The 24,841-nt window shown below is 72.3% G+C and carries 22 protein-coding genes, 1 pseudogene and 1 riboswitch; of the genes and pseudogenes, 12 read left to right on the plus strand and 11 right to left on the minus strand.

Translation table 11 applies throughout. The annotated features are described in order from the left end of the window. Positions 1 to 151 precede the first annotated feature (151 nt). Entirely contained in the window at positions 152 to 397 is a 246-nt protein-coding gene (locus ACWC97_RS25345) for a hypothetical protein (RefSeq protein ID WP_450651740.1), read from the plus strand. 49 nt (positions 398 to 446) lie between these two features. On the opposite strand, the gene ACWC97_RS25350 is transcribed toward ACWC97_RS25345, so the two are convergent. Further along, a complete protein-coding gene (locus tag ACWC97_RS25350) occupies positions 447 to 1,076 on the minus strand; it encodes a response regulator transcription factor (protein ID WP_352280027.1) in 630 nt (209 codons plus the stop codon). Further along, positions 1,073 to 2,533 carry a sensor histidine kinase gene (locus tag ACWC97_RS25355; RefSeq protein WP_450651742.1) on the minus strand — a complete coding sequence of 487 codons (1,461 nt, stop codon included), beginning with the start codon at positions 2,531 to 2,533 and terminating at the stop codon, positions 1,073 to 1,075. The genes ACWC97_RS25350 and ACWC97_RS25355 overlap by 4 nt, the downstream gene beginning before the upstream one ends. A 164-nt stretch (positions 2,534 to 2,697) precedes the next feature. Here ACWC97_RS25355 and ACWC97_RS25360 point away from each other — a divergent pair, with 164 nt between their 5' ends. The 4 genes from ACWC97_RS25360 to ACWC97_RS25375 all read left to right on the plus strand — a co-directional run bounded on the left by ACWC97_RS25360 (position 2,698) and on the right by ACWC97_RS25375 (position 6,522). After that, on the plus strand, positions 2,698 to 3,249 hold the full coding sequence (locus ACWC97_RS25360) for a GlcG/HbpS family heme-binding protein (protein ID WP_352280029.1): 552 nt from the start codon (positions 2,698 to 2,700) through the stop codon (positions 3,247 to 3,249). Positions 3,250 to 3,321: 72 nt separating this feature from the next. Further along, entirely contained in the window at positions 3,322 to 3,918 is a 597-nt protein-coding gene (locus ACWC97_RS25365) for an ankyrin repeat domain-containing protein (RefSeq protein WP_352280030.1), read from the plus strand. Beyond that, positions 3,915 to 5,048, plus strand: a complete 1,134-nt coding sequence (locus tag ACWC97_RS25370) for a hypothetical protein (RefSeq protein ID WP_450651745.1) — start codon at positions 3,915 to 3,917, stop codon at positions 5,046 to 5,048. Before ACWC97_RS25365 ends, ACWC97_RS25370 begins: the two co-directional genes overlap by 4 nt. Positions 5,049 to 5,112: 64 nt before the next feature. Continuing rightward, on the plus strand, positions 5,113 to 6,522 hold the full coding sequence (locus ACWC97_RS25375) for a M1 family metallopeptidase (protein ID WP_450651747.1): 1,410 nt from the start codon (positions 5,113 to 5,115) through the stop codon (positions 6,520 to 6,522). Between the two features lie 33 nt (positions 6,523 to 6,555). On the opposite strand, the gene ACWC97_RS25380 is transcribed toward ACWC97_RS25375, so the two are convergent. Both ACWC97_RS25380 and ACWC97_RS25385 read right to left on the minus strand, forming a co-directional pair. Further along, a complete protein-coding gene (locus ACWC97_RS25380; RefSeq protein WP_352280033.1) occupies positions 6,556 to 8,136 on the minus strand; it encodes a M4 family metallopeptidase in 1,581 nt (526 codons plus the stop codon). A 345-nt stretch (positions 8,137 to 8,481) separates the two neighbouring features. Then, complete coding sequence (locus tag ACWC97_RS25385; RefSeq protein ID WP_352280034.1) at positions 8,482 to 9,057, minus strand: TerD family protein; 576 nt, start codon at positions 9,055 to 9,057, stop codon at positions 8,482 to 8,484. 182 nt (positions 9,058 to 9,239) lie between these two features. Here ACWC97_RS25385 and arfB point away from each other — a divergent pair, with 182 nt between their 5' ends. After that, positions 9,240 to 9,674 carry an alternative ribosome rescue aminoacyl-tRNA hydrolase ArfB gene (gene arfB / locus ACWC97_RS25390; RefSeq protein ID WP_352280035.1) on the plus strand — a complete coding sequence of 145 codons (435 nt, stop codon included), beginning with the start codon at positions 9,240 to 9,242 and terminating at the stop codon, positions 9,672 to 9,674. Positions 9,675 to 9,734: 60 nt separating this feature from the next. On the opposite strand, the gene ACWC97_RS25395 is transcribed toward arfB, so the two are convergent. Continuing rightward, positions 9,735 to 10,244, minus strand: a complete 510-nt coding sequence (locus tag ACWC97_RS25395) for a flavin reductase family protein (RefSeq protein WP_352280036.1) — start codon at positions 10,242 to 10,244, stop codon at positions 9,735 to 9,737. A 401-nt stretch (positions 10,245 to 10,645) separates the two neighbouring features. Here ACWC97_RS25395 and cdgB point away from each other — a divergent pair, with 401 nt between their 5' ends. After that, positions 10,646 to 12,277 (plus strand): diguanylate cyclase CdgB, encoded by a 1,632-nt coding sequence (gene cdgB / locus ACWC97_RS25400; RefSeq protein WP_450651750.1) that lies wholly within the window; start codon positions 10,646 to 10,648, stop codon positions 12,275 to 12,277. A 164-nt stretch (positions 12,278 to 12,441) separates the two neighbouring features. Beyond that, entirely contained in the window at positions 12,442 to 13,374 is a 933-nt protein-coding gene (locus tag ACWC97_RS25405; protein ID WP_450651752.1) for a carbohydrate-binding protein, read from the plus strand. A gap of 79 nt (positions 13,375 to 13,453) precedes the next feature. On the opposite strand, the gene ACWC97_RS25410 is transcribed toward ACWC97_RS25405, so the two are convergent. The 4 genes from ACWC97_RS25410 to ACWC97_RS25425 form a co-directional block, all read right to left on the minus strand. Further along, positions 13,454 to 14,305, minus strand: a complete 852-nt coding sequence (locus tag ACWC97_RS25410; RefSeq protein WP_352280039.1) for a class II fructose-bisphosphate aldolase — start codon at positions 14,303 to 14,305, stop codon at positions 13,454 to 13,456. 62 nt (positions 14,306 to 14,367) lie between these two features. Next, a complete protein-coding gene (locus tag ACWC97_RS25415; RefSeq protein WP_352280040.1) occupies positions 14,368 to 15,372 on the minus strand; it encodes a 1-phosphofructokinase family hexose kinase in 1,005 nt (334 codons plus the stop codon). A 182-nt stretch (positions 15,373 to 15,554) separates the two neighbouring features. Beyond that, on the minus strand, positions 15,555 to 16,709 hold the full coding sequence (nagA, locus tag ACWC97_RS25420) for an N-acetylglucosamine-6-phosphate deacetylase (RefSeq protein WP_450651754.1): 1,155 nt from the start codon (positions 16,707 to 16,709) through the stop codon (positions 15,555 to 15,557). Further along, positions 16,709 to 17,641 carry an ROK family protein gene (locus ACWC97_RS25425; protein ID WP_352280042.1) on the minus strand — a complete coding sequence of 311 codons (933 nt, stop codon included), beginning with the start codon at positions 17,639 to 17,641 and terminating at the stop codon, positions 16,709 to 16,711. The genes nagA and ACWC97_RS25425 overlap by 1 nt, the downstream gene beginning before the upstream one ends. Positions 17,642 to 17,947: 306 nt before the next feature. Here ACWC97_RS25425 and ACWC97_RS25430 point away from each other — a divergent pair. The 3 genes and pseudogenes from ACWC97_RS25430 to otsB form a co-directional block, all read left to right on the plus strand. Continuing rightward, a pseudogene (locus ACWC97_RS25430) lies at positions 17,948 to 19,156 on the plus strand (ABC transporter substrate-binding protein); the annotation flags it as partial. Positions 19,157 to 19,219: 63 nt separating this feature from the next. Beyond that, complete coding sequence (locus tag ACWC97_RS25435) at positions 19,220 to 19,477, plus strand: DUF3263 domain-containing protein (protein WP_352280043.1); 258 nt, start codon at positions 19,220 to 19,222, stop codon at positions 19,475 to 19,477. A gap of 139 nt (positions 19,478 to 19,616) precedes the next feature. Then, positions 19,617 to 20,531 (plus strand): trehalose-phosphatase, encoded by a 915-nt coding sequence (gene otsB, locus ACWC97_RS25440; protein WP_450651756.1) that lies wholly within the window; start codon positions 19,617 to 19,619, stop codon positions 20,529 to 20,531. Positions 20,532 to 20,768: 237 nt separating this feature from the next. Here otsB and ACWC97_RS25445 read toward each other — a convergent pair whose 3' ends face one another. Next, a complete protein-coding gene (locus ACWC97_RS25445) occupies positions 20,769 to 22,202 on the minus strand; it encodes an alpha,alpha-trehalose-phosphate synthase (UDP-forming) (RefSeq protein ID WP_450651758.1) in 1,434 nt (477 codons plus the stop codon). Between the two features lie 44 nt (positions 22,203 to 22,246). Next, entirely contained in the window at positions 22,247 to 23,203 is a 957-nt protein-coding gene (locus ACWC97_RS25450; protein ID WP_450651759.1) for a glucosyl-3-phosphoglycerate synthase, read from the minus strand. 154 nt (positions 23,204 to 23,357) lie between these two features. Next, positions 23,358 to 23,484: riboswitch (SAM riboswitch) on the plus strand. A gap of 17 nt (positions 23,485 to 23,501) precedes the next feature. On the opposite strand from ACWC97_RS25450, the gene thrC reads away from it, so the two are divergent. Next, positions 23,502 to 24,824 carry a threonine synthase gene (gene thrC, locus ACWC97_RS25455; protein WP_352280047.1) on the plus strand — a complete coding sequence of 441 codons (1,323 nt, stop codon included), beginning with the start codon at positions 23,502 to 23,504 and terminating at the stop codon, positions 24,822 to 24,824. Positions 24,825 to 24,841 lie beyond the last annotated feature (17 nt).

A 24,841-nucleotide genomic window follows, 5' to 3' on the forward strand; every position in this document is an offset into this window, starting at 1 on the left:
TTGCGCGTGCTCGGCTCGTCCATGAAGCAGGGCATCGGATCTTCCAGCAGAGTGCGACGGAGCCACGGACGCCGATGCCGCGGCGATCTTCGCCGAATTCACCGAGGCGGGGTTGGGAGACACCCAGGCCCGCGAGATCTGGAGGAATTTGATGAGCACGAGCCTCAGCCACTTCCGCGGGATCGTCGCCGAGAGCTTCCGCGACGAAGGGCGCGAGGAAGGCATCGCGAAGGAGCGTTCCCTGAGCGTGCTGCGGATGCTGGACCGTCGGGGCGTGGCCGTGAGCGAGGCCGACCGGGAGCGCATCGGCGCGTGCCGGGACCTGCCCACGCTCGATCTCTGGGTCGACCGGGCGTTCACGGTGAAGACGACCGACGACCTCTTCGACCAGGGCTGACCGGAGCAGACCGGGGCTGATCAGGGCTGACGACCAGGATCACGGGGGATCACGGCAGCAGGCGCTGCTCCTTGGCGACGGCGACGGCGCCCGCGCGGGTGTCGACGCCGAGCTTGTCGTAGATCCGGCCCAGGTGGGTCTTGACCGTGGCTTCGCTGATGAACAGGGCCCGGGCGATCTCGCGGTTGCCCAGGCCCTGGGAGAGCTGGGCCAGGATGTCCAGCTCGCGATCGGTGAGGGTGGGCAGCGGCTTGCGCATCCGGGCCATGACCCGGCTCGCCACCGGCGGGGAGAGCGTCGTACGGCCCTGGGCGGCGGAGCGGATCGCGGCGAAGAGCTCCTCGGGGCGCTCGGCCTTCAGCAGATAGCCGGTGGCGCCCGCCTCGATGGCCCGGGTGATGTCGGCGTCGGTGTCGTACGTGGTGAGGACCAGGACGTGGACGCCGGTGGAGGAGATCCGGCGGGTGGCCTCGACGCCGTCGATGCCCGCGCCGAGCTGGAGGTCCATCAGGACGACGTCCGGGGTGAGCTTGGCGGCCAGGGCGACGGCCTCCTCGCCGCTGCCGGCCTCGCCGACGACCTCGATGTCCGGTTCGCTGCCGAGGAGGGCGAGCAGTCCGGCGCGGACGACGACGTGGTCGTCGCAGAGCAGGATGCGTACGGGCGGCGTCGCGGTCATCGGGGATCCTTCGCGGCGGTGGGCGGGGTGACGGGGGCGAGCGGAATGGCGGCGGAGAGCACCGTACCCTCGCCCGGCACCGACTCGACGGTCAGCGTGCCGCCGAGCTGGCCCAGCCGGGCCCGGATCGCGGGCAGCCCGTGACCGCGCACGCTGCCGGGGGTCCGGGTGGCCCCGGTGGGGGTGAAGCCCCGCCCGTTGTCGGCGATGTCGAGGACGACCCGGTCGTCGAGGTGGGTCAGGGTCAGCGCGGCCTCCGTGGCGTGCGCGTGCTCCTTCACGTTGGCGAGCGCCCCCTGCGCGATCCGGAGCAGGGCGGACTGCGTCCGGTCGGGCAGCGGGGAGTGCCGCTCGCCCTCCACGTGGCAGCGGACGGTGAGCCGCCCCTGCGCCTGTGCCGTCTCCCGGGCGGCCAGCGCGTGCAGGGCCGCCTCCAGCCCGCCGCCCTCCGCGAGATCGGTGGGGGCCAGGTCGTGGACGAAGCGGCGGGCCTCGGCGAGATTGCGCTCCGCGATGCCGGTGGCCGTACGGACGTGACGGCGGGCGGTCGCCGGGTCGGCGTCCCAGGTGCGGTCGGCGGCCTGGAGCAGCATCTGCTGGCTGGACAGCCCCTGGGCCAGGGTGTCGTGGATCTCCATCGAGAGCCGCTGCCGCTCCGCGAGGGTGCCCTCGCGGCGCTCGGTGGCGGCCAGCTCGCGGCGGGTGCGCAGCAGGTCGTCGATGAGTTCCCGCTGCCGTTCGGAGAGCTCGCGCTGGTACTCGGCCTGGCGCCGCATGTGGACGAAGACGGCCGTCGCGATCACCGCCACGGCGGGCGGTGCCAGGACCAGGTTCGGGTCGAACCCCTGGGCCAGGCGCAGCTGCGCCGCGACGACGAACAGGGTGAGCAGCACGACGAGCGCGAGCGCGGCGCGCGGCGGCAGGATGCGCAGCCCGGTGAAGAAGAGCGGCACCGCGCACCACGCGAAGCTCGGCGCGAGGACGACCACCACCATCCACACGGCGACCAGCACACCCAGCCACACCAGCGATCGCGGCGTCGGACGCGTTCCGAGCACCGGCCCGAGCACGTACAGCACGGCGAGCGCGAGGGAGAGCGCGATGATCCACGGGGTGCGGGCCTCGCCGGGGTGGCGCAGCAGGAAGCGGGTGAGCGAGGCGCCGAGCAGCAGGAAGAACGCGGCGTGCATGAGGAGTGTGAGCCACCGGGCGCCCGGATCGTAGCCCTGTGCCGCCCCGGCAGCCGCTCCCCGCCCCGCACCGGCAGACGTTCCCCGCCCCGCACCGGCGGCCGTTTCCGTACCGGTCGTGGAGTGAACGCCGTCCGCGGCCCGTCCCGCGCCGGTGCCGGATGCCGATGGGCTGGACCGGTGCTTCACCTCGTACCTCTCGCTCCCCGGGGCAGGGCTCCGGCCGACCCACCTGGGTACGGTCGTGATCTGCACGGATACCGCCATGGTCACCCCGGTCCGGCGCCCCCGCATCAACCGTTCGGCCGATGGGGCCGTCGACCGTCCCGGGCGCGGCGTCGAGCCGGTCCGTCGACCGTACGGGACCGGGGGCGGCCGGAGCATGGAGGACAGAGCCGGACCCGCTGGCCGAATCCGAGGAGTCGTTCACCATGAAGAAGCTGTCGCTGCGCGCCCGTGTCCTGACCGGTGTCGTCGCCGCCGCCGTCGTCGCCGGTACGGTCGGGGCCGCCTCCGCCAGTGCCTCCGCCCCGGCCGCCGCCCCCGCCGCCGTCACCGCCGACGCGGCGAACGGCAACCTCCAGCGGAGCACGCACCTGACGCTGGAGGCGGCGACGAAGGCCGCGCAGGCGACGCTGGACGCGGCGAAGAAGGAGAACCAGCGGGTCTCGGTCGCCGTCGTCGACCGCAACGGGAACACGATCCTCACCCTGCGCGGCGACGGTGCCGGTCCCCAGGCCTACGAGTCGGCCGTGAAGAAGGCCTACACCGCCGTCTCCTGGAACGCCCCCACCTCCGAGCTCGCCAAGCGCCTGGCCAACGCCCCCACCCTCAAGGACATCCCCGGCACCCTCTTCCTCGCCGGCGGTGCACCGGTCACCGCCAAGGGCGCCCCGATCGCCGCCATCGGCGTCGCCGGAGCCCCCTCCGGCGACCTCGACGAGAAGTTCGCCCAGGCCGGCGTCGCCGCGCTGGGCAAGTAACCGCCGGACAGACGGAGCGACAGGTCCAACGGGACCGACAGGACCGACAGGACCGACAGGAGAGACACGGAGATGAACGCCCTCGATCAGGAACTGCTCGACGCCGCGCGCACCGGTCACCCCGACCGGGTGCGGGCCGCGATCGAGGGCGGCGCCCGCGTCGACTGCCGCGACGAGGAGCTGCGCACCCCGCTGCTCCTCGCGGTCCACGGCGACCATGTCGAGGCGGCCCGGCTGCTGGTCGCGGCGGGTGCGGACCCCGACGCGCAGGACACGCGCGAGGAGAGCCCCTGGCTGGCGACCGGGGTGACCGGCAGCGTCCGGATGCTGCACGTCCTTTTGCCGGCCGGTCCCGACCTGACGCTCCGCAACCGGTTCGGCGGCATCGCGCTCATCCCGGCGAGCGAGCGGGGCCACGCCGCGTACGTGCGGGAGCTGCTGCGGCTCACCGACATCGACGTCGACCACGTCAACCGGCTCGGCTGGACGGCCCTGCTGGAAGCGGTGATCCTCGGCGACGGCGGCCGGGCCCACCAGGAGATCGTCGAGCTGCTGCTGGCCGCCGGTGCCGATGCCGGTCTGCCGGACGCCGAGGGGACGAGCGCCCTGGAGCACGCGGAGCGCCGCGGCTTCGCGGAGATCGCCGCCCTGCTGCGGGGCGCCCGGTGAAGGCGCGCCACGCCCTGGTCGCGCTCCTCGCGGCGGCGGCCCTGGCGGGCTGCGCGGGCGGTACGCCGGAGACGTCCCGTACGCCGGAGAGTGCGCCGGAAAGTGCGCCGGGGAGCGCCCCGGGGCTTCCGGCGCGGGAGGCCACCCCGCACGGCACCCTGCTCGTCGCGGACTTCGGCTCCACCACCGTGACCTTCGTCGACCCGGCCCCGGCGCACCGCCGCCACACCCTCGGCTCCGTCGAGGTCGGCACCGCCCCGTACGGGCTGGTCGTCGGCGAGGACGGGCTGGCCTGGGTGGCGACGGCCGAGGGCGTCGCGGTCGTCGACACCGAGAAGCGCACCCGCCTCGCCCGGATCCCGTACCGGACGCGGACCGGGCCCGTCACCACCGGCGAGTACCGGGGCGGCGGCATGGGCATCGCGCTCTCCCCCGACGGGTCGCGGGTCTACGTCGGCGTCAACGTGCCCGGCCGCACGGGCGTACTGGAGATCATCGACACCGCCGCCCGCGAGGTCACCGGCACGGTCCCGGTCGGCCGCCGCCCCTTCGACGTGGACGTCGCGCCCGACGGCACCGAGGTGTACGCCACCGGCCACGACTCCTTCGACGTCACCGCGGTCGACCCGGAGACCCGCCGGACCCGGCGCTTCGAGGTCGCCCCGTACGGGACCGAGGGCGGCCTCGGCTCCTGGCTGAAGCCGCACTACGCCGTCGTGCGCCCCTCGGACGGCAGGCTGCTGCTGCCCTTCGAGGGTGAACGGCTGGTCGTCCTCGACCCGCGCACCGGGCGCTCCGCCATCCAGCGGATGACCGCCGACACCCACCAGCACGGCGCGACGCTCGCCCCGGACGGCACCCTGCTCGTCGTCGGCACCGGCCCGATCGTCTCCGGCGACCGGGGCCCCTCGCTGACCGTCCGCGCCCCCGACGGCACCGAACGCGTCGTACCGCTGCCCGGACCGCACGAGGACGTCACGGTCACCGACGACAGTCGCACGGCGTACGTCACCGGCGGCTTCACCCGTGACGGCTACCGCGACGCCATCACCGTTGTCGACCTCACGGGCCGCGAGCGCCCGTTCGAGATCGCCGCCGGCGCCCGCCCGCTCGGGATCGCCGTCCTCTGAACCGCCGGGCCGGTCACCGGGCATTACCACTGAAAAGCCGTAACCAGCCCCTAGGATCGCGGGGGTGAACCACCGAACACCGGTACGCCGCACTGTGCCCGTCACCCTCGCCCTGCTGGTGCTGGTGACGAGCACCGGCTGCTCCGGGGGTGTCGAGGGCCGGCCGGGTGCCGCCGGGGTGGGCGATCCGTTCTTCCCGAGGCTCGGCAACGGCGGCTACGACGTCACCCACTACGACCTCGCGCTCGACGTCGACCCGGCCGCCCACCGGCTGCGCGGCACGGCCACCCTCACGGCCCGCGCCACCCGGGACCTCAGCGCCTTCCACCTCGACCTCCTCGGGCTCACCGTGGAGTCCGCGACGGTCGACGGCCGACCCGCCGCCGTCAGCCGGGCGGGGCAGAAGCTGACGCTGCGACCGGACGCCGGGGTCCGGCTGAGCGCGGGGCACACCTTCCGCACGGTGATCCGCTACGCGGGCTCGCCGCGCCCCCTCACCGACCCGGACGGCTCCCGGGAGGGCTGGCTGTGGACGGCGGACGGGGCGGTCGCGCTCGGCGAACCGGCCGGGTCGATGACCTGGTTCCCCGGCAACGACCACCCGAGCGACAAGGCGTCGTACGACATCGCGGTCACCGTCCCGAAGGGGCTGACGGCGGTCTCCAACGGAGAACCGGCGCCCTCCGTCACCTCGGCGGGCCGGACCACCTACCGCTGGCACGTCGGCGAGCCGATGGCGAGCTATCTGGCGACCGCCGCCGTCGGCCACTTCGAGACGAAGGACACGAAGAAGTCGAAGGAGGCGGGCGGCATCGAGGTGTTCACCGCGGCGGACCGGACAGTGGCGGCGGACAGCGCGCCGGTCCTCGCCCGGGTACCGGAGATCGTGGCGTGGGCGGCGCGCCGTTTCGGCCCGTACCCGTTCGCCTCCACCGGTGCGATCGTCGGCCGCACCGGGGACGCCGGTTACGCGCTGGAGACCCAGAACCGGCCCTTCTTCCCGGGGCCGCCAAGCCCCCGGCTGCTGGTCCACGAGATGGCCCACCAGTGGTTCGGCGACTCCGTCACCCCCGCGAGCTGGCGGGACACCTGGCTCAACGAGGGGTTCGCCACCTACGCGGAATGGCTGTGGGCGGCCGACAAGGAGGGCGTCCCGGTCGGGGACAGCTTCGACGCCGCGTTCCGGAAGGACGTCAACTGGGCCTTCCCGCCCGCCGATCCGCCGACCGCCGCGGACATCCTTGAGCCCCCGGTGTACGGGCGCGGGGCGATGGTCGTCCACGAGATCCGCAGGGCGGTGGGCGACGACACCCGGTTCTTCGCCCTGCTCAAGGGCTGGACCGGCGCCCACCGGCACGGCAACGCGTCGACCGCCGACTTCACCGCCTACGTGGAGAGGGCGACCGGCCGCGACCTGAGCGCGCTGTGGAAGACCTGGCTGTACGGCAGGAGCCGGCCCGCCCCGCAGGGCTGACCGGCTCCCGTCACCGCTGGCCGGTGCGCGGTACTACTTCACGTTGACGCCGTCCCAGGCCGCTTCCACGGCCGCCAGCTCCTCGCTGTCCGCCCCGTACAGGTCGGTCGCCGCCTCCTTGGTCGCCTCACGGGCGCCCGCGTAGTCGGTGGAGGAGGTCATGTACTCGGAGAGCGCCTTGTACCAGATCTGGACGGCCTTGTCCCGGCCGATGCCGGTGACCGTGGAGCCGTCGGCGGTCGGCGAGTCGTAGTCGACGCCGTTGATGGTCTTCGCGCCGCTGCCCTCGGACAGCAGGTAGAAGAAGTGGTTGGCGACGCCGGAGGAGTAGTGCACGTCGAGGTCGCCGACGTTGCTGTCCCAGTAGTCGGCCGAGCCGCCGTCCTTGCTCGGCTCGTCCATGTAGCGCAGCGGGGTGCCGTCGCCGTTGATGTCGATCTTCTCGCCGATGAGGTAGTCGCCGACGTCGGTGCTGTTGTCGGCGGCGAACTCCACGGAGGTGCCGAGGATGTCGCTGGTCGCCTCGTTGAGGCCGCCGGACTCGCCGTAGTAGTCCAGGTTGGCGGTGGACGAGGTCAGGCCGTGGCTCATCTCGTGGCCCGCGACGTCGAGGGCGGTCAGCGCGCTCTTGTTGTCGGCGCCGTCGCCGTACGTCATGCAGAAGCAGCTGTCGTCCCAGAAGGCGTTGACGTAGGAGTCGCCGTAGTGGACCCGGGAGTAGGCGGCCTTGCCGTCACCGGCGATGCCGTCGCGGCCGAACGCCGACTTGTAGAAGTCCCAGGTCTGCGCGGCGCCGTAGGCGGCGTCGGCGGCGGCGGTCCGGCGGTCGTCGCCGGTGCCGTCGCCCCAGGTGTCGGTGGTGTTGGTGACCAGGGAGCCGGTGCCGCTCTCGCCCTGGTTCAGGTCGTACGTCTTGTGGCCGCCGCGGTCGTTGTCGGTCAGCTCGTAGCTGGAGCCGTTCTGCGTGGTCGACAGCTCCACGTCACCGCTGTACTGGCTGTGGCCGACCCCGGTCTCGACCGCCTCGTAGCTGCGGAGGACCTTGCCGGTGGTGGCGTCGGTGATGGTGTGCACCCGGCTCGGCGTGCCGTCCTTCTGCACCCCGGTCTTCACGGTCTCCAGGGCGAGGACCGGCTTGCCGGAGTTGGCCCAGATCACCGTGCGGGCGGCCGCCGCGGTCTTGATCTTCGGGGTGGTGGAGGCCACCGATATCCGGGCTTTGGTCGCCTTGGTGACGCCCTTGAGCTTGCCGTTGGCGGCGGTGTGGGTGACGAGGTCGCCGCCGAGCACCGGCAGACCGTCGTAGGTGCGCTCGTAACGGGTGTGGACGGTGCCGTCCGCGTCCTTGATCACATCGCGGGCGACCAGCTTCTCCTTGCCGCCGAGCCCGAGCGAGTCGGCGGTCGAGGCGGCGTCGCTCTGCGCGGACATGATGGCGGCGGTCCGCTTCGCGGCCGTGTTCGCGCTGAACGGGACGGCGCTGCGGGTGACCGAGGGGCCGTCACCGGAGGTGGTGGGGGCGGCCGTTGCCGCGCCGGTCTGTACGCCGACGACGACCATCGCGGCCACGGCGGCCAGGGCTGCGGCGCGACGGGTGTGCTTGTGGAGGGTCATGCGCTCTCCGATGCTCGTTCCGTGGGGGGTTACGAGCCGAGAGCGTGCCACCGAATGAGCGGCATTGACCGTGTGCCAACAAATACCTCACATTTATTTGACTACTTCTTGTCCGAATGGAATACACAAGTGTTCGTTAATCGGCGGGAGTTGGCCATACTCGGCCAGGAATAGCGGCGGCTCCGGCCGGCCCCGGTCGAGCACAGACACCTGCGGTCGAGTACGGACACCTGCGGGCAGGCGCGGACACGCACGAGCCCCCGGCCGCGGGCAGCGGCCGGGGGCTCGTGCGGAGCAGACACGCCCGGGTCAGGGCGTCGTACGCCGGAGCTCAGGCAGGTGGGCTCAGATGTTGACGCCGAAGTCCTGCGCGATGCCGCGCAGGCCGGAGGCGTAGCCCTGACCGACGGCGCGGAACTTCCACTCCGCACCGTTGCGGTACAGCTCGCCGAAGACCATGGCGGTCTCGGTGGCGGCGTCCTCGCTCAGGTCGTAGCGGGCGATCTCGACGCCGCCGGCCTGGTTGATGATGCGGATGAACGCGTTGCGCACCTGGCCGAAGTTCTGGCTGCGGTTCTCGGCGTCGTAGATCGAGACCGGGAACACGATCTTGTCGACCTCGGCCGGCAGGCCCGCCAGGTTGACGTTGATCTGCTCGTCGTCGCCCTCGCCCTGGCCGGTGACGTTGTCACCGGTGTGGACGATGGTCTGGTCCGGCGTCGACTTGTTGTTGAAGAAGACGAAGTGGCCGTCGGAGACGACCTTCCCGGAGGCGTCGACCGCGATGGCCGAGGCGTCGAGGTCGAAGTCGGTACCGGTGGTGGTGCGGACGTCCCAGCCGAGGCCGACCGTGACGGCCGTCAGGCCGGGGGCCTCCTTGGTGAGGGAGACGTTGCCGCCCTTGGACAGGCTTACAGCCATGGGGAGTCCCTTTCATCATCACTCGCGGGCTTCGTGCCGTCACGAAGCTACCGTCACAGGCCATAACGCGGGCAAGGGACCAGGAGGTTCCTGATCCCTTTGCTTTCTTTACCGAAATCCCCGGCCGGACGTGCCACCTCCTGGGGAAAAGAAGGTGACGAACCCGCCGTGGAGCGGGGACCATGGGTGTCATGTCCGGGCCCTATGTCATCCGCGGTTCGGTCTCCCTGCCGGAGGCCGAGCTCATGTGGCGTTTCTCCAGGTCCTCCGGGCCCGGCGGCCAGCACGTCAACACCAGCGACTCCCAGGTCGAGCTCCGCTTTGACCTCGCGGCGACCGAAGCGCTCCCCGAGGTGTGGAAGGAGCGGGCGCTCCAGCGGCTGGAGGGCCGACTGGTGGGCGGGGTGATCGCGGTACGGGCCTCCGAGCACCGCTCCCAGTGGCGCAACCGCGAGACGGCGCTCGTCCGGCTGGCCTCCCTGCTCGCCGAGGCGACGGCCCCGCCGCCCCGCCCGCGCCGCAAGACCCGTATCCCCCGGGGGATCAACGAACGCCGGCTCCGCGAGAAGAAGCAGCGCGGCGAGACCAAGCGCGGCCGCTCCGGCCGCGACTGGTGACGGGACGCCCCTCTCCTCCATGACCGGGGCGGTCCGCCGCCGCGTGACCGGGGCGACCCCCTACTTCAGGTGCCGGTACTGCCCCCGGAAGTACATCAGCGGCGCCCCGCCGCCCCCGGAGGGCAGCTTCGCGCCCAGCACCCGGCCGATCACCAGCGTGTGATCACCGGCCACCACCCGCTGTTCGGTCCGGCACTCCAGCGTGGCCAGCGCACCGTCGATCAGGGGCGCCGAGGTGATCGGCCCCCGGGCGCAGTCGAGCTCCTCGAACAGCAGCCGGTCGCTGATCCGGCCCTTCATCGAGAACCGCCCGGCGATGTGCCGCTGGTCCTCGGCGAGCACGGACACCGCCCACAGCGGCTGCTCGTCCAGCAGGTCGTCCATCCGGGAACCGTTGCGCAGGCTGACCATCACCAGCGGCGGGTCCAGTGAGACCGACATGAAGGCGGTCGCCGTCATCCCGGCGTCCTCGCCGCGTCCGTCCTCGTCCAGCGGCGGCTCCTGGGCGGTGACCAGCACGACGCCGGCGGCCAGCCGGGCGAGGGCGGCACGGAACTCATCGTTGCTCACCCCCTCAGCATGGGGGACGGGCCGGGGACGCGGGGTGGAGGTCATCGTCTGGGACACACCGGCACGCTAGCCGCGGAGCGAGAGCCTCCGCATCGGGCCATGGGACCAGCCTGGTCCTAGGACCAGCCGTCCCCGTGCATCCCGGACGGTCGCCCCGCCCGCCGCGGACGCCCCCGTGCCGTCGTTGCAACGTCCGGATTTGCGTTCGGCAAAAGAACGGGGCGAATTCACCCACCACCCCCGATTCTTTACCATCTCTTGTGACTTGAGTCACAGAGTGCGTTTTTCGTTGACCCTGTGTACCGATGGCACAGCTCACTGTGATTCAGTTGCGATGACACTGCGGTTAGTACGTCGATATGAAACCTGGAGTGCTGTCGAGGTCTCGGGGAGTGCGAACGATGGAGGCCGAGTCGGAGCCGTACGTCCGCCTTGCGACGATGCGGCAGCTGCACCAGGCCGTGGCCGATCTCAACACGGCGCGGAGCCTGGCCGACACGCTGCAGACCGTGGCCGACGGAATCGTCACCGGTCTCGGCTACGAGCTGGCCTGTGTGAATCTGGTCCGCGCCGACGGTGACCTCGTCGTCGCCGCCTTCGCCGGGAACAGCGCGGCGGAGGCCCTGATCACCGGCCGGGTCGGCTCACGTGCCTCCTGGGAGCGCCGGCTGATGATGGGGCAGGCGTGGGACGGGCTCCGCTTCATACCGCACACCGACGGCTGGGTCCTCCTCGACGACGACGTTCCCCAGTGGCACACCGACGGGCCCGACCCCCGCTTCGAGGACGAGTGGCACCCCCAGGACCGCCTCTACGCCCCGATGTACACGACCGGCGGCGACCCCGATCTGCTGGGCGTCATATCCGTGGACCGGCCGCGCAACGGCCGCCGCCCCGGTGCCTGGGGCCGCGAAGCACTCCAGATGTACGCCTCGCAGGCCGCCATTGCGATCGGCAACGCCCGGCTCAGAGCAAACATGCAGCGGGCCCTGGTCCGCCTCGAACGGGAACAGCAGGCGCTGCGGGCCAGCGAGGAGTCCTTCCGCCAGGCCTTCGAGTACGCGCCCAGCGGCATGGCCATCGCGGAGATGGGCGGCGACCAGCACGGTCGGCTGCTGCGCACCAACGACGCGCTGTGCCGGCTGCTCGGCCGCCCCGCCTCGGCGCTGCGCCGCTACTCCTTCGCCGACCTGGTCCACCCCGAGGACATCGGCACCCTGCTGCGGACCTCCGCCGAGGGGGGCAGGGCCGAGCTGCGGCTCGGACGGCGGGACGGAACGTATCTCTGGGTCTCGCTGCGCAACTCCGTGGTCGCCGACACGACGGACGGCCCCCGCTTCCTGCTCACCCACGTCGAGGACATAGAGGAGCGCAAGCGCCACGAGCTGCATCTCGCGCACCGCGCCTCGCACGACGCCCTCACCGGTCTGCCCAACAGCGCCGAGCTGCGTTCCCGGCTGGGCGCCCGGCTCTGCGAGCGCCCGGGCGCCGCCGGGGCGCTGGAGTCGCCGGACGCGGCCCACCGCGACCCCGACGACCGGGCGGGGCGCGGCTACGAGGTGGACCAGGCCCCCGGCGGCCCGTACGACCACCATGTGCACGTCGTGGCGCCCGACACCGGGCACGACGACGGGGCGAAGGGGCTGGCGGTCCTCTTCTGCGACCTCGACGGCTTCAAGTCGATCAACGACCGCTTCGGCCACCACACCGGCGACGCCGTGCTGATCGAGGTCGCCCGCCGGCTCACCACCGGCGTCCGCGACGGCGACACCGTGGCCCGGCTCGGCGGTGACGAGTTCGTGGTCCTCGCCGACGGGCTGGGCGAGGCGGACGCCGCGGACCTCGCCGTCCGGCTGCGGAACGCCATCATCCCGCCCATCCGGGTGGACGGCCGGGCGGTCCGGGTCGGGGCGAGCTTCGGCATAGGCTGGGCCGCCTGCGGGATGACCGCCGAGGAAGTCCTGCGCTCCGCCGACCAGCGGATGTACGTGGAGAAGCGGTCCCGCTCAAAGGTTCACCGCAGAGCCGGCTGAGGTTAACGGGGCGGCCGCTCCGGGGCCGCGCCGCCGCCCCGGCCGGGACGCGGCCGCGCTGGACGGCGATTCTTGGCCTGAGCCGTTCGGGGTAGGCTCGGCCGGTCGGCCACGGCTGGCACTATTCGGCGACGGCTGGCGAGATGGTGAGGAGTGACCCAGGGATGACGGCCGGGAACAACGGCGCAAACACGCCCGAGGACGACGATCCGTTCGGCTACCTGTACGAGGACGGACAGGCATCGGGCGCCCAGCCGCCCCGGCAGGGCGGCTACGGCTACCCGCCGGTGGCACCGCAGCGCGGAGTGCCCCGGACGTCGTACAACCAGGTGCGTGCCGTCGGCGAGCGCCAGTACGGCCAGCAGCAGCCGTACGGCCAGCCGAACGCCCAGTACGCGGCCCCCGAGACGTACCCCGGAGCCCCGCCGCAGGGCGGCCAGGGCCGTCCCGGCGGCCCCGAGACCCCGGGCAGGGGCGGGCCGAACACCAAGGGCCTGCTGATCGGCGCGGTCGCGGTGGTTCTGGTCGTCCTCATCGGGATCGGCGCCGCACTGATCTCGGAGAAGAACAAGAAGGACGACAAGAAGAGCGAGGCGACCTCCTCCGCCGCCCCCGGCGGCCAGGTCGAGGAGTCCCCGAAGCCCGAGGAGTCCGCCAGCTCAGATGCCCCGGTCGAGCTGCCCAAGCAGGACGCGGCCTCGCTGAAGCTCGGCGGTTCGGCGACGCTGGACAACAGCACCAAGGGCGCCAAGAGCGCCAACGGTCAGTACATCAACCTCAACGAGGTAGGCCGGTCCGCGACCTGGGCGGTCGACATCCCGGAGGACGGCCCGTACACGCTCTTCGTGACGTACGGGGTGCCGGGCAAGGACGCCAAGACGTCCCTGACGGTCAACTCCGAGGCCCCGCGCGGCATCAACATGAACAACTACGCCAAGGCGTCCGAGGGAGACCTGGAGAAGGGCTGGACGACCACGTTCGCCTGGGTCGAGCTCAAGAAGGGCCCGAACACGCTGATGATCTCCTGCAACGACGGCGACCAGTGCGACGCCAACCTCGACCAGCTGTCGCTCAAGGCCGGTCATGTGAAGCGCTGATCCGATCCGCACGCAGAACGGTCCGGTTCTCCACGCCCTCGGGCGCGGGGCCGGACCGTTCTCGCGTACCGCGCAGCGATCAGCCCATCAGGGCCAGGAACCCGGCCACCGTGCCGGTCATCGCCTCGCGGCCCGGGGCGAGGTACTTGCGCGGGTCGACGCCGGTGGTGTGCTCGGCCAGGTACGCGCGGACCGCTCCGGTGAACGCGGTGTTCAGGGCGGTGCCCACGTTGATCTTGACCATGCCGGACGAGGTGACCGCCCGGCGGATCTCCGCGTCCGGGACGCCGCTGGAGCCGTGCAGCACCAGCGGCACCGGGACGGCCGCGCGCAGCCGCCCGATCAGCTCGTGGTCCAGGGCGGCGGTGCGCTCGGTCATGGCGTGCGAGGAGCCGACCGCCACGGCCAGCGCGTCCACCCCGGTCGCGCGGACGTACGCGGCGGCCTCGTCCGGGTCCGTGCGGACGCCGGGGGCGTGGGCGTCGAGGGGGGCCTCGCCCTCCTTGCCGCCGACCTTGCCCAGCTCGGCCTCGATCCAGATGCCGCGTTCGTGGCCCCAGGCCACCGCCTCGGCCGTGGCCCGCACGTTCTCCTCGTACGGCAGCCGGGACGCGTCGAACATGACGGAGCCGAAGCCCTCCGTGTGCGCCTGGTGGAGCAGCTCCACGGACTCGACGTGGTCGAGGTGGAGGGCGAGCGGGGCGCTCGACGTGCGGGCGACGGCGGCGGCCGCGGCGGCGATGCCGGAGAGCCGTCCGCCGTGGAACTTCACGGCGTTCTCGGATATCTGGAGGATCGCGGGCGCCCCGGCGCGCTCCGCCCCGGCGGCGATGGCCTCCGCGTGCTCCAGGGTGATGACGTTGAAGGCGGCGATTCCGCGTCCCCGGGCCTGGGCGGCGGAGACGAGTTCACCGGTGCTGACGAGCGGCATTGCGGACCTCTTGTTGCTTCCTCCGGACCGCGAGCGGGCGGGGTCCGGTACGGCGCGGCCCCTCAGGCCGCCGGTGCGTGTTCCTCGACGACGACGCGCGGCAGCAGTTCCTCGTACGCCGCGCGGTCGAAGTCACCGGCCGTGGGGGAGAGCACGGTCGCCGTCGACAGTGCCACCGCCCGCCGCAGCCGGTCCGGCCAGCTCAGCCCCTCGACGAGCCCGGACAGCAGCCCGGCCACCGCGGAGTCGCCCGCGCCGGTCGGATTGCCCCGGACGGGGGCGGGCGGCCGGGCCCGCCAACTGCCCTCGGGGACGAGCGCGAGCAGCCCGTCCGGGCCGAGCGAGGCGATGACGCCGTGCGCGCCGCGCCGCCGGGCGTCGCGGGTGGCGCGGGCCGGTTCCTGTGCGCCGGTGAGCTGGGCCAGCTCCTCGGTGTTCGGCTTGATCAGGTCGGGACGGGCGGCGATGCCGCGGCGCAGCGGTTCGCCGCTGGTGTCGAGGAGGACGGGGACCTTCGCGGCGCGGGCGGCCCGGACGAGTTCGGCGTACGCGCTGACGTGGATGCCCGGCGGCAGGCTGCCGCAGAGCGCGACGGCGTCGGCCCCGGGGAGCAGTTCCTCGTACCGGCTCAGCAGGGCGGCCCATTCGTCGGCGGCTATCTGCGGGCCGGGTTCGTTGAGCTGGGTGGTGTCGCCGGTGGCCCGGTCGGCCACGGCGATGGTGCGGCGGGTGTTCCCGGCGACGGTGATCAGGGCGTCGGTGACCGGGGTGCTGTCGACCGGGGCGTCGGTGACCGGAGCGCTGTCGACCAGGGCGTCGGTGACCGGGCCGGCGGCCGAGGGGGTCGCGGTGGCGAGCAGCTCGCGCAGGAGGGCGCCGGTGGGGCCGCCGGCGAAGCCGGTGACCACGGTGTCGTGGCCGAGCGCGGAGAGGACCCGGGCCACGTTGAGCCCTTTGCCGCCGGGCCGCTCGGACGTCTCGCGGACGCGGTGGCTGGTGTGCGGGACGAGCGCGGGCACGCTGTACGTCAGATCGAGCGCCGTGTTCAGTGTGACCGTCAGGATCACCGCGACCGCCTTCCTCCCACCCTGCTCCGAAGCGCGGAACCGGGGTGGAGCGCGCCTTCGTCGACCGATTCACCGGCTGTTTTCCAGGCGATCATGTCAAAGAGGCGGCGATCGGCCCAGACCTCCGGACCAACCGCCGCCTCTTTGTTACGTATTCGACGCGCCGTCAACAATGCGCGGTATCAGGCGATTTCGGGCTCTTTGATCCACTCGCCCTTGCGCATGACGCCCCGGAGGACGAAGTCCTCGTCCAGCACCACCAGGTCGGCGTCCTTGCCCGGCTCCAGCGAGCCGACCCGGTCGTACACGCCGAGCAGCCGGGCCGGGTTGGCGGAGATGGACTGCACGACGTCCCCGACCGGGATCCGGTCGATGGTGACGGCCCGGTGGAACGCGGTGTCCAGGGTGAGCGTGGAGCCCGCGATCGAGTTGCCCTCGACCAGCCGGGCGACGCCGTCCTTGACCTCGACCGCGAGCGGGCCGAGCTGGTAGTGGCCGTCGCCGAAGCCGGCCGCGTCCATCGCGTCGGTGATCAGCGCGACGCGGTGGGCACCCGCGTGGTGGTAGGCCAGCTCCAGGGCGGCGGGGTGCAGATGCGTACCGTCGTTGATCAGCTCGACGGTGATCCGCTCGTCCTCCAGCAGCGCCGCGATCGGGCCGGGCTCGCGGTGGGCGAGCGGCGGCATCGCGTTGTAGAGGTGGGTGGCGACGGTGGCGCCCGCGTCGATCGCCTCGACGGTCTGCTCGTACGTGGCGTCGGTGTGGCCGATCGCGGCGATCACGCCGTGCTCGGCGAGCAGCCGCACCGAGTCGATGCCGCCCGGCAGTTCGGTGGCGAGGGTGAACATCTTCGCCGTGCCGCGCGCCGCGTCCATCAGCTTGCGGACCTCGGCCGGGTCCGGGTGGCGCAGCAGGTTCTCGCTGTGCGCGCCCTTGCGGCAGGGCGAGATGAACGGTCCCTCGAAGTGGATGCCGGCCAGGTCGCCCTGTTCCACCAGCTCGGAGAGGACACCGGCCCGGTGGGCGAGGAAGTCCATCTCGCCGGTGACCGTGGAGGCGACCAGGGTGGTGGTGCCGTGCTCCCGGTGGGTGCGGATGCCGGTGAGGACCTCGTCCACGGTGCCGGAGGTGAAGGACGCGCCGCCACCGCCGTGGTTGTGCATGTCGACGAAGCCGGGCACCAGCCAGTGGCCGCTCAGGTCGAGGGTCCGGGCGTCCTGCGCCGCGCTGCCCGCGATCCGGGTGCGTTCGACGATCACCCGGCCGTTCTCGACGGTCCCGGTGGGAAGGACCACCCGGGCACCTGCGAGAACCGTGCTGTCTGCGCGTCCGGCCATCAGGCGGATACCTCCGTGGAGAGAAGATCCCAGGCGAGCAGCCCCGCGCCCAGGCATCCGGCGGTGTCCCCGAGGGCTGCCGGGACGATGTGGGGCAGCTTCTGGAACGTGACCCGTTCCTCGACGGCCGCACGGAGTGGTGTGAACAAGGTTTCCCCGGCCTCGGCGAGACCGCCACCGATGATGAGCGTGCGCGGGTCGAGCAGGGTCAGCGCGGTGACCAGCCCGGCGGCGAGCGCGTCCACCGCGTTCCGCCAGACCTCCACTGCCGCCGGGTCGCCGGACTCGACGGCCTTGGCGCAGTCCGCCGCGTCCGCCTCGGGGTCGCCGGAGGCGGCGGCCCAGGCGCGGCTCACGGCGGCGGCCGAGGCCAGGGTCTCCAGGCAGCCGCGCTGGCCGCAGCCGCAGTCGGGGCCGTCCGGGCGGACCACGATGTGCCCGATCTCGCCCGCGTATCCGTGCGCGCCCGCCTCGATCGTGCCGGCGATGCCGATGGCCCCGGCGATGCCGGTGCCCAGCGGGACGAAGAGGAAGCGGTCGGCATCCCGGCCCGCGCCGATCCGGCCCTCGGCCAGCCCTCCGGTGCGTACGTCGTGGCCGAGCGCCACGGGAACGCCGCCGAGCCGCTCGCCGAGCAGGCTGCGCAGGGGGACGTCGCGCCAGCCCAGGTTGGCGGCGTAGACCGCGATCCCGTTCGCGGCGTCGACGATGCCGGGAACGGCCACCCCGGCCGCCACGGCGCTCTCGCCGAAGTGCTCCTCGCCGTACGCCCGAAGGTCGGCGGCGAAGCCGAGAATCGACTCCACGACCGCGTCGGCGCCGCGCTCGCGGCCGGTCGCCCGTCGCGCTTCGTGCAGCAGCGCGCCGTCGGCCCCGACCAGTGCGGCCTTCATTCCGGTGCCGCCCACATCGAGGGCGATGACGTGTTTCACGGGAAACAGTTTCGCCCGAGGATCGAAAAAGGTCTAGTCCACTAACCCGTTTTGTTGCGGATGCATACAAAATCACGGTCAAGGCGGGCGCCCCCTTCCGGCGGCGGCACCTGGTGACGTACCGGTCGCGTTGCGAAAGCGAGACCGCCGAAGGTGTAGACCTTCATGATCGCCTGGTGCAGGATCGCTCCTCATCCAAGGACCCCGGCACCGGCACGGCCGGTGCCGACAACGCGATGGACGAGGACGGTCGGGGCTGTGCAACTGCGCTATCGGGTACTGACGGCGGTCGTCACCGCACTGGGCATGACGGCGGCGCTGGCCGGCTGCGGGGGCGGTGACGGGGACTCGGAAGACGTCACCCTCAGACTCGTCGCGGCCGACTACGGGACCGGCCCGGCCAACAGCTCCCAGAAGTACTGGGACAAGGTCGTCGAGGGCTTCGAGTCCACCCACCCCGGCATCAAGGTCGACGTCAGCATCCGCTCCTGGGACGACATCGACCGCGAGGTCGCCGAGATGGTGAAGAAGGGGCAGGCCCCCGACATCGCCCAGGTCGCCTCCTACGCCGACTACGCCGCGGCCGGCAAGCTCTACCGGGCCGACCAGATGCTGTCCATACGTACCCAGGCCAACTTCCTTCCGCCGCTCGCCGACGCGGGCAGCGTCACCCGCACCCAGTACGGACTGCCGTTCGTCGCCAGCACCCGGCTGCTCTTCTACAACAAGAAGCTCTTCGCCCAGGCGGGCCTCGCCGCCCCCCGGACCTGGGACGACATCCGCGCCGACGCGGCGGCGCTCAAGCAGCGCGGCGTGACGTACCCCTTCGCCCTGCCGCTCGGGCAGGAGGAGGCCCAGGCCGAGACCATGATGTGGCTGCTCGGCGGGGACGGCGGCTACACCGACGACAGCGGCTCGTACGACCTCGACTCCACCGAGAACGTGACGACGTTCGAATGGCTGAAGACCAACCTCGTCGACCCCGGGCTCGTCGGCCCGCAGGCCCCCGGGAAACTCGACCGGCGCAAGGCGTTCGCCGCCTTCACCGAGGGCCGGGTCGGCATGCTGAACGGCCACCCGACGCTGATGCAGGAGGCCGCGCGCAAGGGTGTGTCGGTCGGCATGGTGCCGATGCCCGGACGGGACGGCCCCGGGCGGAGCTCGCTGGGCGTGGCCGACTGGATCATGGGCTTCAAGCAGAACGGCCACCGCGTGCAGCTGGGCAAGTTCTTCGACTACCTGTTCACCGACAAGAACGTCATCGCCTTCGCCGACGAGTACGACATGCTCCCGGTCACCGACAGTGCCTCGGCGGCCATGGAGGCCGACCCGAAGTACGCGTCGCTGCGGAAGTTCCTGGCCGCGCTGCCGGACTCGCAGTTCTACCCGTACGGCAAGACCTCCTGGGCCCGGACCAGCGCCTCGCTCAAGGAGAACATGGGCCGGGCCGTCGAGCCGGGCGGCAGCCCGGAGAAGACACTGGGCCTGGTCGCCCGGGACGCGGCCGCGGCGGAGCGCGGGAAGCAGCGGGGACCGGCACCGGTGGCGGCCCGCCGGACGGGGGATAGGTTGGCTGATATGACCACCTCCGACCCCGGGCCCGACACCCCCGACGCCCTCTCCGAGCGCGACCGCGCCGTGCTGGCCGTCGAACGGCAGTCGTGGTCCGGCCCCGGGGCGAAGGAGCGGGCGATCCGCGAGCAGCTCGGCATCTCGCCCACCCGCTACTACCAACTGCTCAACGCCCTCCTCGACGACCGCCGCGCCCTGGCGGAGGACCCGGTCACCGTCAACCGCCTCCGCCGGATCCGCGACGCCCGCCGCGCCCGCCGCTGAGCACCGGGCACGGTCTTCACATAGAGGAACGGGCGCGCCCAGGAACACGCCCCGGCCCCCGCCAGGCATCGGCCCCCGCCCGGGAAGGTCCTTGGCCGACCGCCGCCCCCACCCCGTTCCCCGGCTATAGGCTCGCCCCATGGGCAGCAACCCGGAAGCACCCACCCCCGCCCCGGACGGGACGCCCGCCGGGCTCCCGGTCCCGACCACCGGGGCCGGCCGAGAGGCCCTCGCCGCGATCCTCGCCCGCCCCGACCGTGCCGTGATCGCGCTCGACTTCGACGGCACCCTCGCCGACATCGTCCCGGACCCGGAGCAGGCCCGCGCTCACCCCGGCGCCGTACCGGCCCTCGCCGCGCTCGCCCCGAAGGTGGGCTCCGTCGCCGTGATCACCGGCCGCCCGGCCGGCGTCGCGGTGCGGCACGGCGGCTTCGCCGGGGTCCCCGGCCTCGACCACCTCGTCGTCCTCGGCCATTACGGCGCCGAGCGCTGGGACGCCGTCACCGGCACCGTCCACGCCCCCGCCCCGCACCCCGGCATCGCCGCCGTCCGCGCCGAACTCCCCGGCGTCCTGGACCGCTCCGGCTCCTGGCACGGCACCTGGACCGAGGAGAAGGGCCGGGCCATCGCCGTCCACACCCGCCGCGCCACCGACCCGCAGAGCGCGTTCGAAGCCCTGCGCGGGCCCCTGGGCGAGCTGGCCGCCCGGCACGGACTGGTCGTCGAGCCCGGCCGTCTGGTCCTGGAACTGCGCCCGCCCGGCGTGGACAAGGGCGTGGCCCTCACCGAATACCTCCGGGAGACCGGCGCCCGCTCCGTGCTCTTCGCGGGCGACGACCTCGGCGACCTCGCCGCCTACGCCGCGGTGGAGAAGCTCCGCGCCGACGGCCCCGACGCCGTACCCGGACTTCTGATCTGCAGCGGCAGCGCGGAGGTCACCGAACTCTCCGACCGCGCCGACCTGCGCCTGGACGGCCCCGCGGGCGTCGTCGCCTTCCTCGCCCGACTGGCCGAAACCATCGGAACGACCAACAACCCCCGGGAGACGCCCTAGGGGTGTCTGACACATGCCTGCGGCGTCGCGGGGTCCGGCACATCCCCAAGCTCTCGGCTTCGCTCGAGCAGGGGACACCCCACTGCTCGCGGCGTTGCCGAACCGCCCACGTGGCTCCTTCCCCGAGCTCTCAACTCCGTTCGAGCAGGGGAGACCCCATCCGCGGACGCCCCGGCGCCTTGCGATCGCACGCACCGGACCCCGCTCCTTCACCCGCACTCATTTATCAGACACCCCCTAATCCCGCCGCAGCGCGTCCAACTGGTCGAGGAACCACTGCTGCGGCGGCAGCGCGACCGCCGCAGCGGCCAGGCGCTCGGTGCGCGCCGCCCGCTCGTCCTCGGCCATCGTCAGCGCCTCGTGCAGCGCCGTCGCCGTCGCCGACACGTCGTACGGATTCACCACGACCGCGTCGCCGCCCAGCTCCTCGTACGCCCCCGCCTCCCGGGACAGGACCAGCGCGCAGCCGTGGTCGGAGACGACCGGGATCTCCTTGGCGACCAGGTTCATGCCGTCGCGGATCGGGTTCACGAGCGCCACGTCCGCCAGCCGGTACGCGGCCAGCGAGCGGGCGAAGTCGTCCTCGACGTGCAGCACCACCGGCGTCCAGCCGGCCGTGCCGAACTTCATGTTGATGTCGTCGGCGACCCGGCGCACCTCGGCCGTGTAGTCCTGGTACACCAGCAGGTCCTGCCGGGAGGGGTAGGCGAAGGCGATGTGGACGACGCGTTCGCGCCACTGGGGCCGCTCGGCCAGGAGTTCCCGGTACGCGAGCAGGCCGCGCACGATGTTCTTGGACAGCTCGGTCCGGTCCACCCGCACGATCGTCCTCCGGTCCGGGCCGACCTGCTCGCGCAACGCGGCCAGCCGCTCGTCCACGTCCGCCTCGTGGGCCCGGCGGCGCAGGAAGTCCCCGTCCGCGCCGAGCCCGTGCACACCGATCCGGGTCTCCCCGGTGCCGCCCAGGATCCGGTTGCAGCAGTCGGTGAACGCGTCCGCCCAGCGCCGGGTCAGGAACGCCGCCCGGTCCGCGCCCAGGATGCCGCGCAGCAACTGCTCGGCGATGTCGTCGGGGAGCAGCCGGAAGTAGTCGACCGGCGCCCACGGCGTGTGCGAGAAGTGGCCGATGCGCAGATCGGGGCGGAGTGCGCGGAGCATGCCCGGCACCAGCGCCAGGTGGTAGTCCTGCACCAGCACGTCGGCGCCCTGCCCGGCCTCCTCGGCGAGCGCCTCGGCGAAGGCCCGGTTGTACCGCTCGAACGATGCCCACTGGTGCCGGAACTCCCGGTCGAAGACCGGCTCCGTCGGGGTCTGGTACAGCAGGTGGTGGATGAACCAGAGCACCGAGTTGGCGATGCCGTTGTACGCGTCGGCGTAGGTGACCGCGTCGATGTCGAGCATCCGGACACCCGGCTCGCCGACCCCGCGCCGGACCGCCTCCCGGTCCCCGTCGCCCAGCGCCGCGCACACCCACAGCTTGTCGTCGACGGCGCTCAGCCCGGACACCAGCCCGCCGCCGCCCCGTCTCGCGGCGAGCGAGCCGTCGTGCTCCCGGGTGTACGAGACCGGGCCGCGGTTGGACGCGACGAGCACCCGGGCACCGGTCGGGGGACCGTCGGCCGGGGCGTCGTCGGGCCGGGCGGTGGGACGGGAATCGCGCGCGGAGACCATGTTGCGGAATCTAGCCCGATCGCGAACCGCCCAAACGTGCGAAATCAGGCCGCCCGGCGGGCCAGGTACTCCTCGATCCCGCACATCGGAGGCCGCTCCTCGGTGTCCACCGCATGGGTGCGGGGCACGAAGCCGTTCGCCCCGCGCTCGAACTGGGTGAGCGCCGGACGCACCAAGTGCCCGCGGGAGAGCCGGAGCTGGGCCGTGCGGTAGATGGCAGCGGCCATCCGGCCGAGCGCCTGTCCGTCCTGGTGCCGGTGCTTGCGCACCCCGACGTCGACCTGGGCCAGCGCGTCCAGCCCGACCGTGTGCAGCGCGTCGACCAGCAGCCCGAGCTCCACCCCGTAGCCGACCGGGAACGGCAGCCGTTCCAGCAGCGAGCGGCGCACGGCGTACTCGCCCCCCAACGGCTGTACGAATCCGGCCAGCCGGGGCCAGTGCAGATTGAGCAGCGGGCGCGCGACCAGCTCGGTCACCCGGCCGCCCTGCCCCGTGGTGTCGCCGAGCGGGCGGTCGTACATCGCCTTGACGAACTGGACGTCCGGATCGGTCAGCAAGGGGCCGACGATGCCGGAGACGAAGTCGGCCGAGAAGTCCTTCAGGTCGGCGTCGACGAAGCACACGATGTCCCCGCCGGTCACCAGGAGCGACCGCCACAGCACCTCGCCCTTGCCGGGCACGGCCGGTATCCGGGGGAGTATCGCGTCGCGGTGCACCACCCGCGCACCGGCCTCCCGGGCCACCCGGGCGGTGGCGTCCGTGGAACCGGAATCGATCACCACCAGCTCGTCGACCAGCCGGACCTTCTCCATCAGCTCACGCCGGATCGTCGCGACGATCTCGCCGACCGTCGCCTCCTCGTTCAGCGCGGGCAGCACGACGCTGACACTCCCGCGCCCCGCCTCCCCGGCCGCGGCCCGAGCGGCCAGGAGGCGGTCCAGCGGGCGGTCGGCGGCCGACCAGGAACGCCTGGTCAGCCAGTGCTCGACCTCTTCCAGCACGGTCGGTACTCCCTGTTGTGTGATCCATCTCGCGGGTCGGACGACTATCTCAACAGCCCGCGGCTTCGGTTACAGTCTTGAACAACGCGGACGACCATCGCATGCCGGGGTCCGTCCGCCGAAAAATGCCCGGATCGAAGATCCGGTGCCACAGCGCTCATCCAGAGGGACTGAGGGAACGGCCCGTTGAAGTCCCGGCAACCCCCCCACCGACCGTGCGGTCCGGTGAGGAAGGTGCCAATTCCGTCTCGTGGCGAAACGCGCCGCGGGGAAGATGAGGAGAAAGGGCCTCGCCATCATGGCTGCGCAGACCGCTGCAGTAAGCACCGACGCTTCCGTCGACACCACCGAATCCGCCGCGTCCGTCGATCTCGGACCCGCTTCCGGCCTTTCCTGTCGCGAGTGCGGCGAGCGTTTCGAGCTCGGCCCCATTTTCGCCTGTGCCTCCTGTTTCGGCCCGCTCGAAGTCGCGTACGAACTGCCGACCGGTTCCCCCGAGGAGCTGAGGAAGCGCATCGAGGCCGGACCGGCGAACATCTGGCGCTACGCCCCGCTGCTGCCGGTCCCCGCGGACGTCGCCGAGAAGCCCAACCTGAACCCCGGCTGGACCAAGCTCGTCCAGGCCGACAACCTCGCCCGTGAGCTGGGCGTCGAGCCCGGCAAGCTGTTCGTCAAGGACGACTCCGGCAACCCCACGCACTCCTTCAAGGACCGCGTCGTCGCCCAGGCCATCGAGGCCGCCCGCGCCTTCGGCTTCACCACCCTGTCCTGCTCCTCCACCGGCAACCTCGCCGGTGCGGTGGGCGCCGCCGCCGCCCGCGCCGGCTTCCGCTCCTGCGTCTTCATCCCGCACGACCTGGAGCAGGGCAAGGTCGTCATGGCCGCGGTGTACGGCGGTGAGCTGGTCGGCATCGAGGGCACGTACGACGACGTCAACCGCTTCTGCTCCGAGCTGATCGGCGACCCGCTCGGCGAGGGCTGGGGCTTCGTCAACGTCAACCTGCGCCCGTACTACGGCGAGGGCTCCAAGACCCTGGCGTACGAGATCTGCGAGCAGCTCGGCTGGCGGCTCCCGGACCAGCTGGTCATCCCGATCGCCTCCGGCTCCCAGTTCACCAAGATCGACAAGGGGCTCCAGGAGCTGATCAAGCTCGGTCTGGTCGAGGACAAGCCGTACAAGCTCTTCGGCGCCCAGGCCGAGGGGTGCTCGCCGGTCTCGGTGGCGTACAAGGGCGGTCACGACGTCGTCCGGCCGCAGAAGCCGAACACGATCGCCAAGTCGCTCGCGATCGGCAACCCGGCCGACGGCCCGTACGTCCTGGACATCGCCCGCCGCACCGGCGGCGCGGTCGAGGACGTGAACGACGAGCAGGTCGTCGACGCGATCAAGCTGCTGGCCCGCACCGAGGGGATCTTCGCGGAGACGGCGGGCGGGGTGACGGTCGGCGTGACGAAGAAGCTCATCGAGGCCGGTCTGATCGATCCCGCGCTGACCACGGTCGTCCTCAACACGGGCGACGGACTCAAGACCCTCGACGCGGTGGCCGAGACCTCTCAGGCGACCGCGACGATCCGCCCCAGCCTGGAGGCGTTCCGCGCCGCCGGCCTCGCCACCAGCTGATCAACCGAGCCTCCAGG

The organism is Streptomyces sp. NPDC001108 (genome assembly GCF_053598535.1).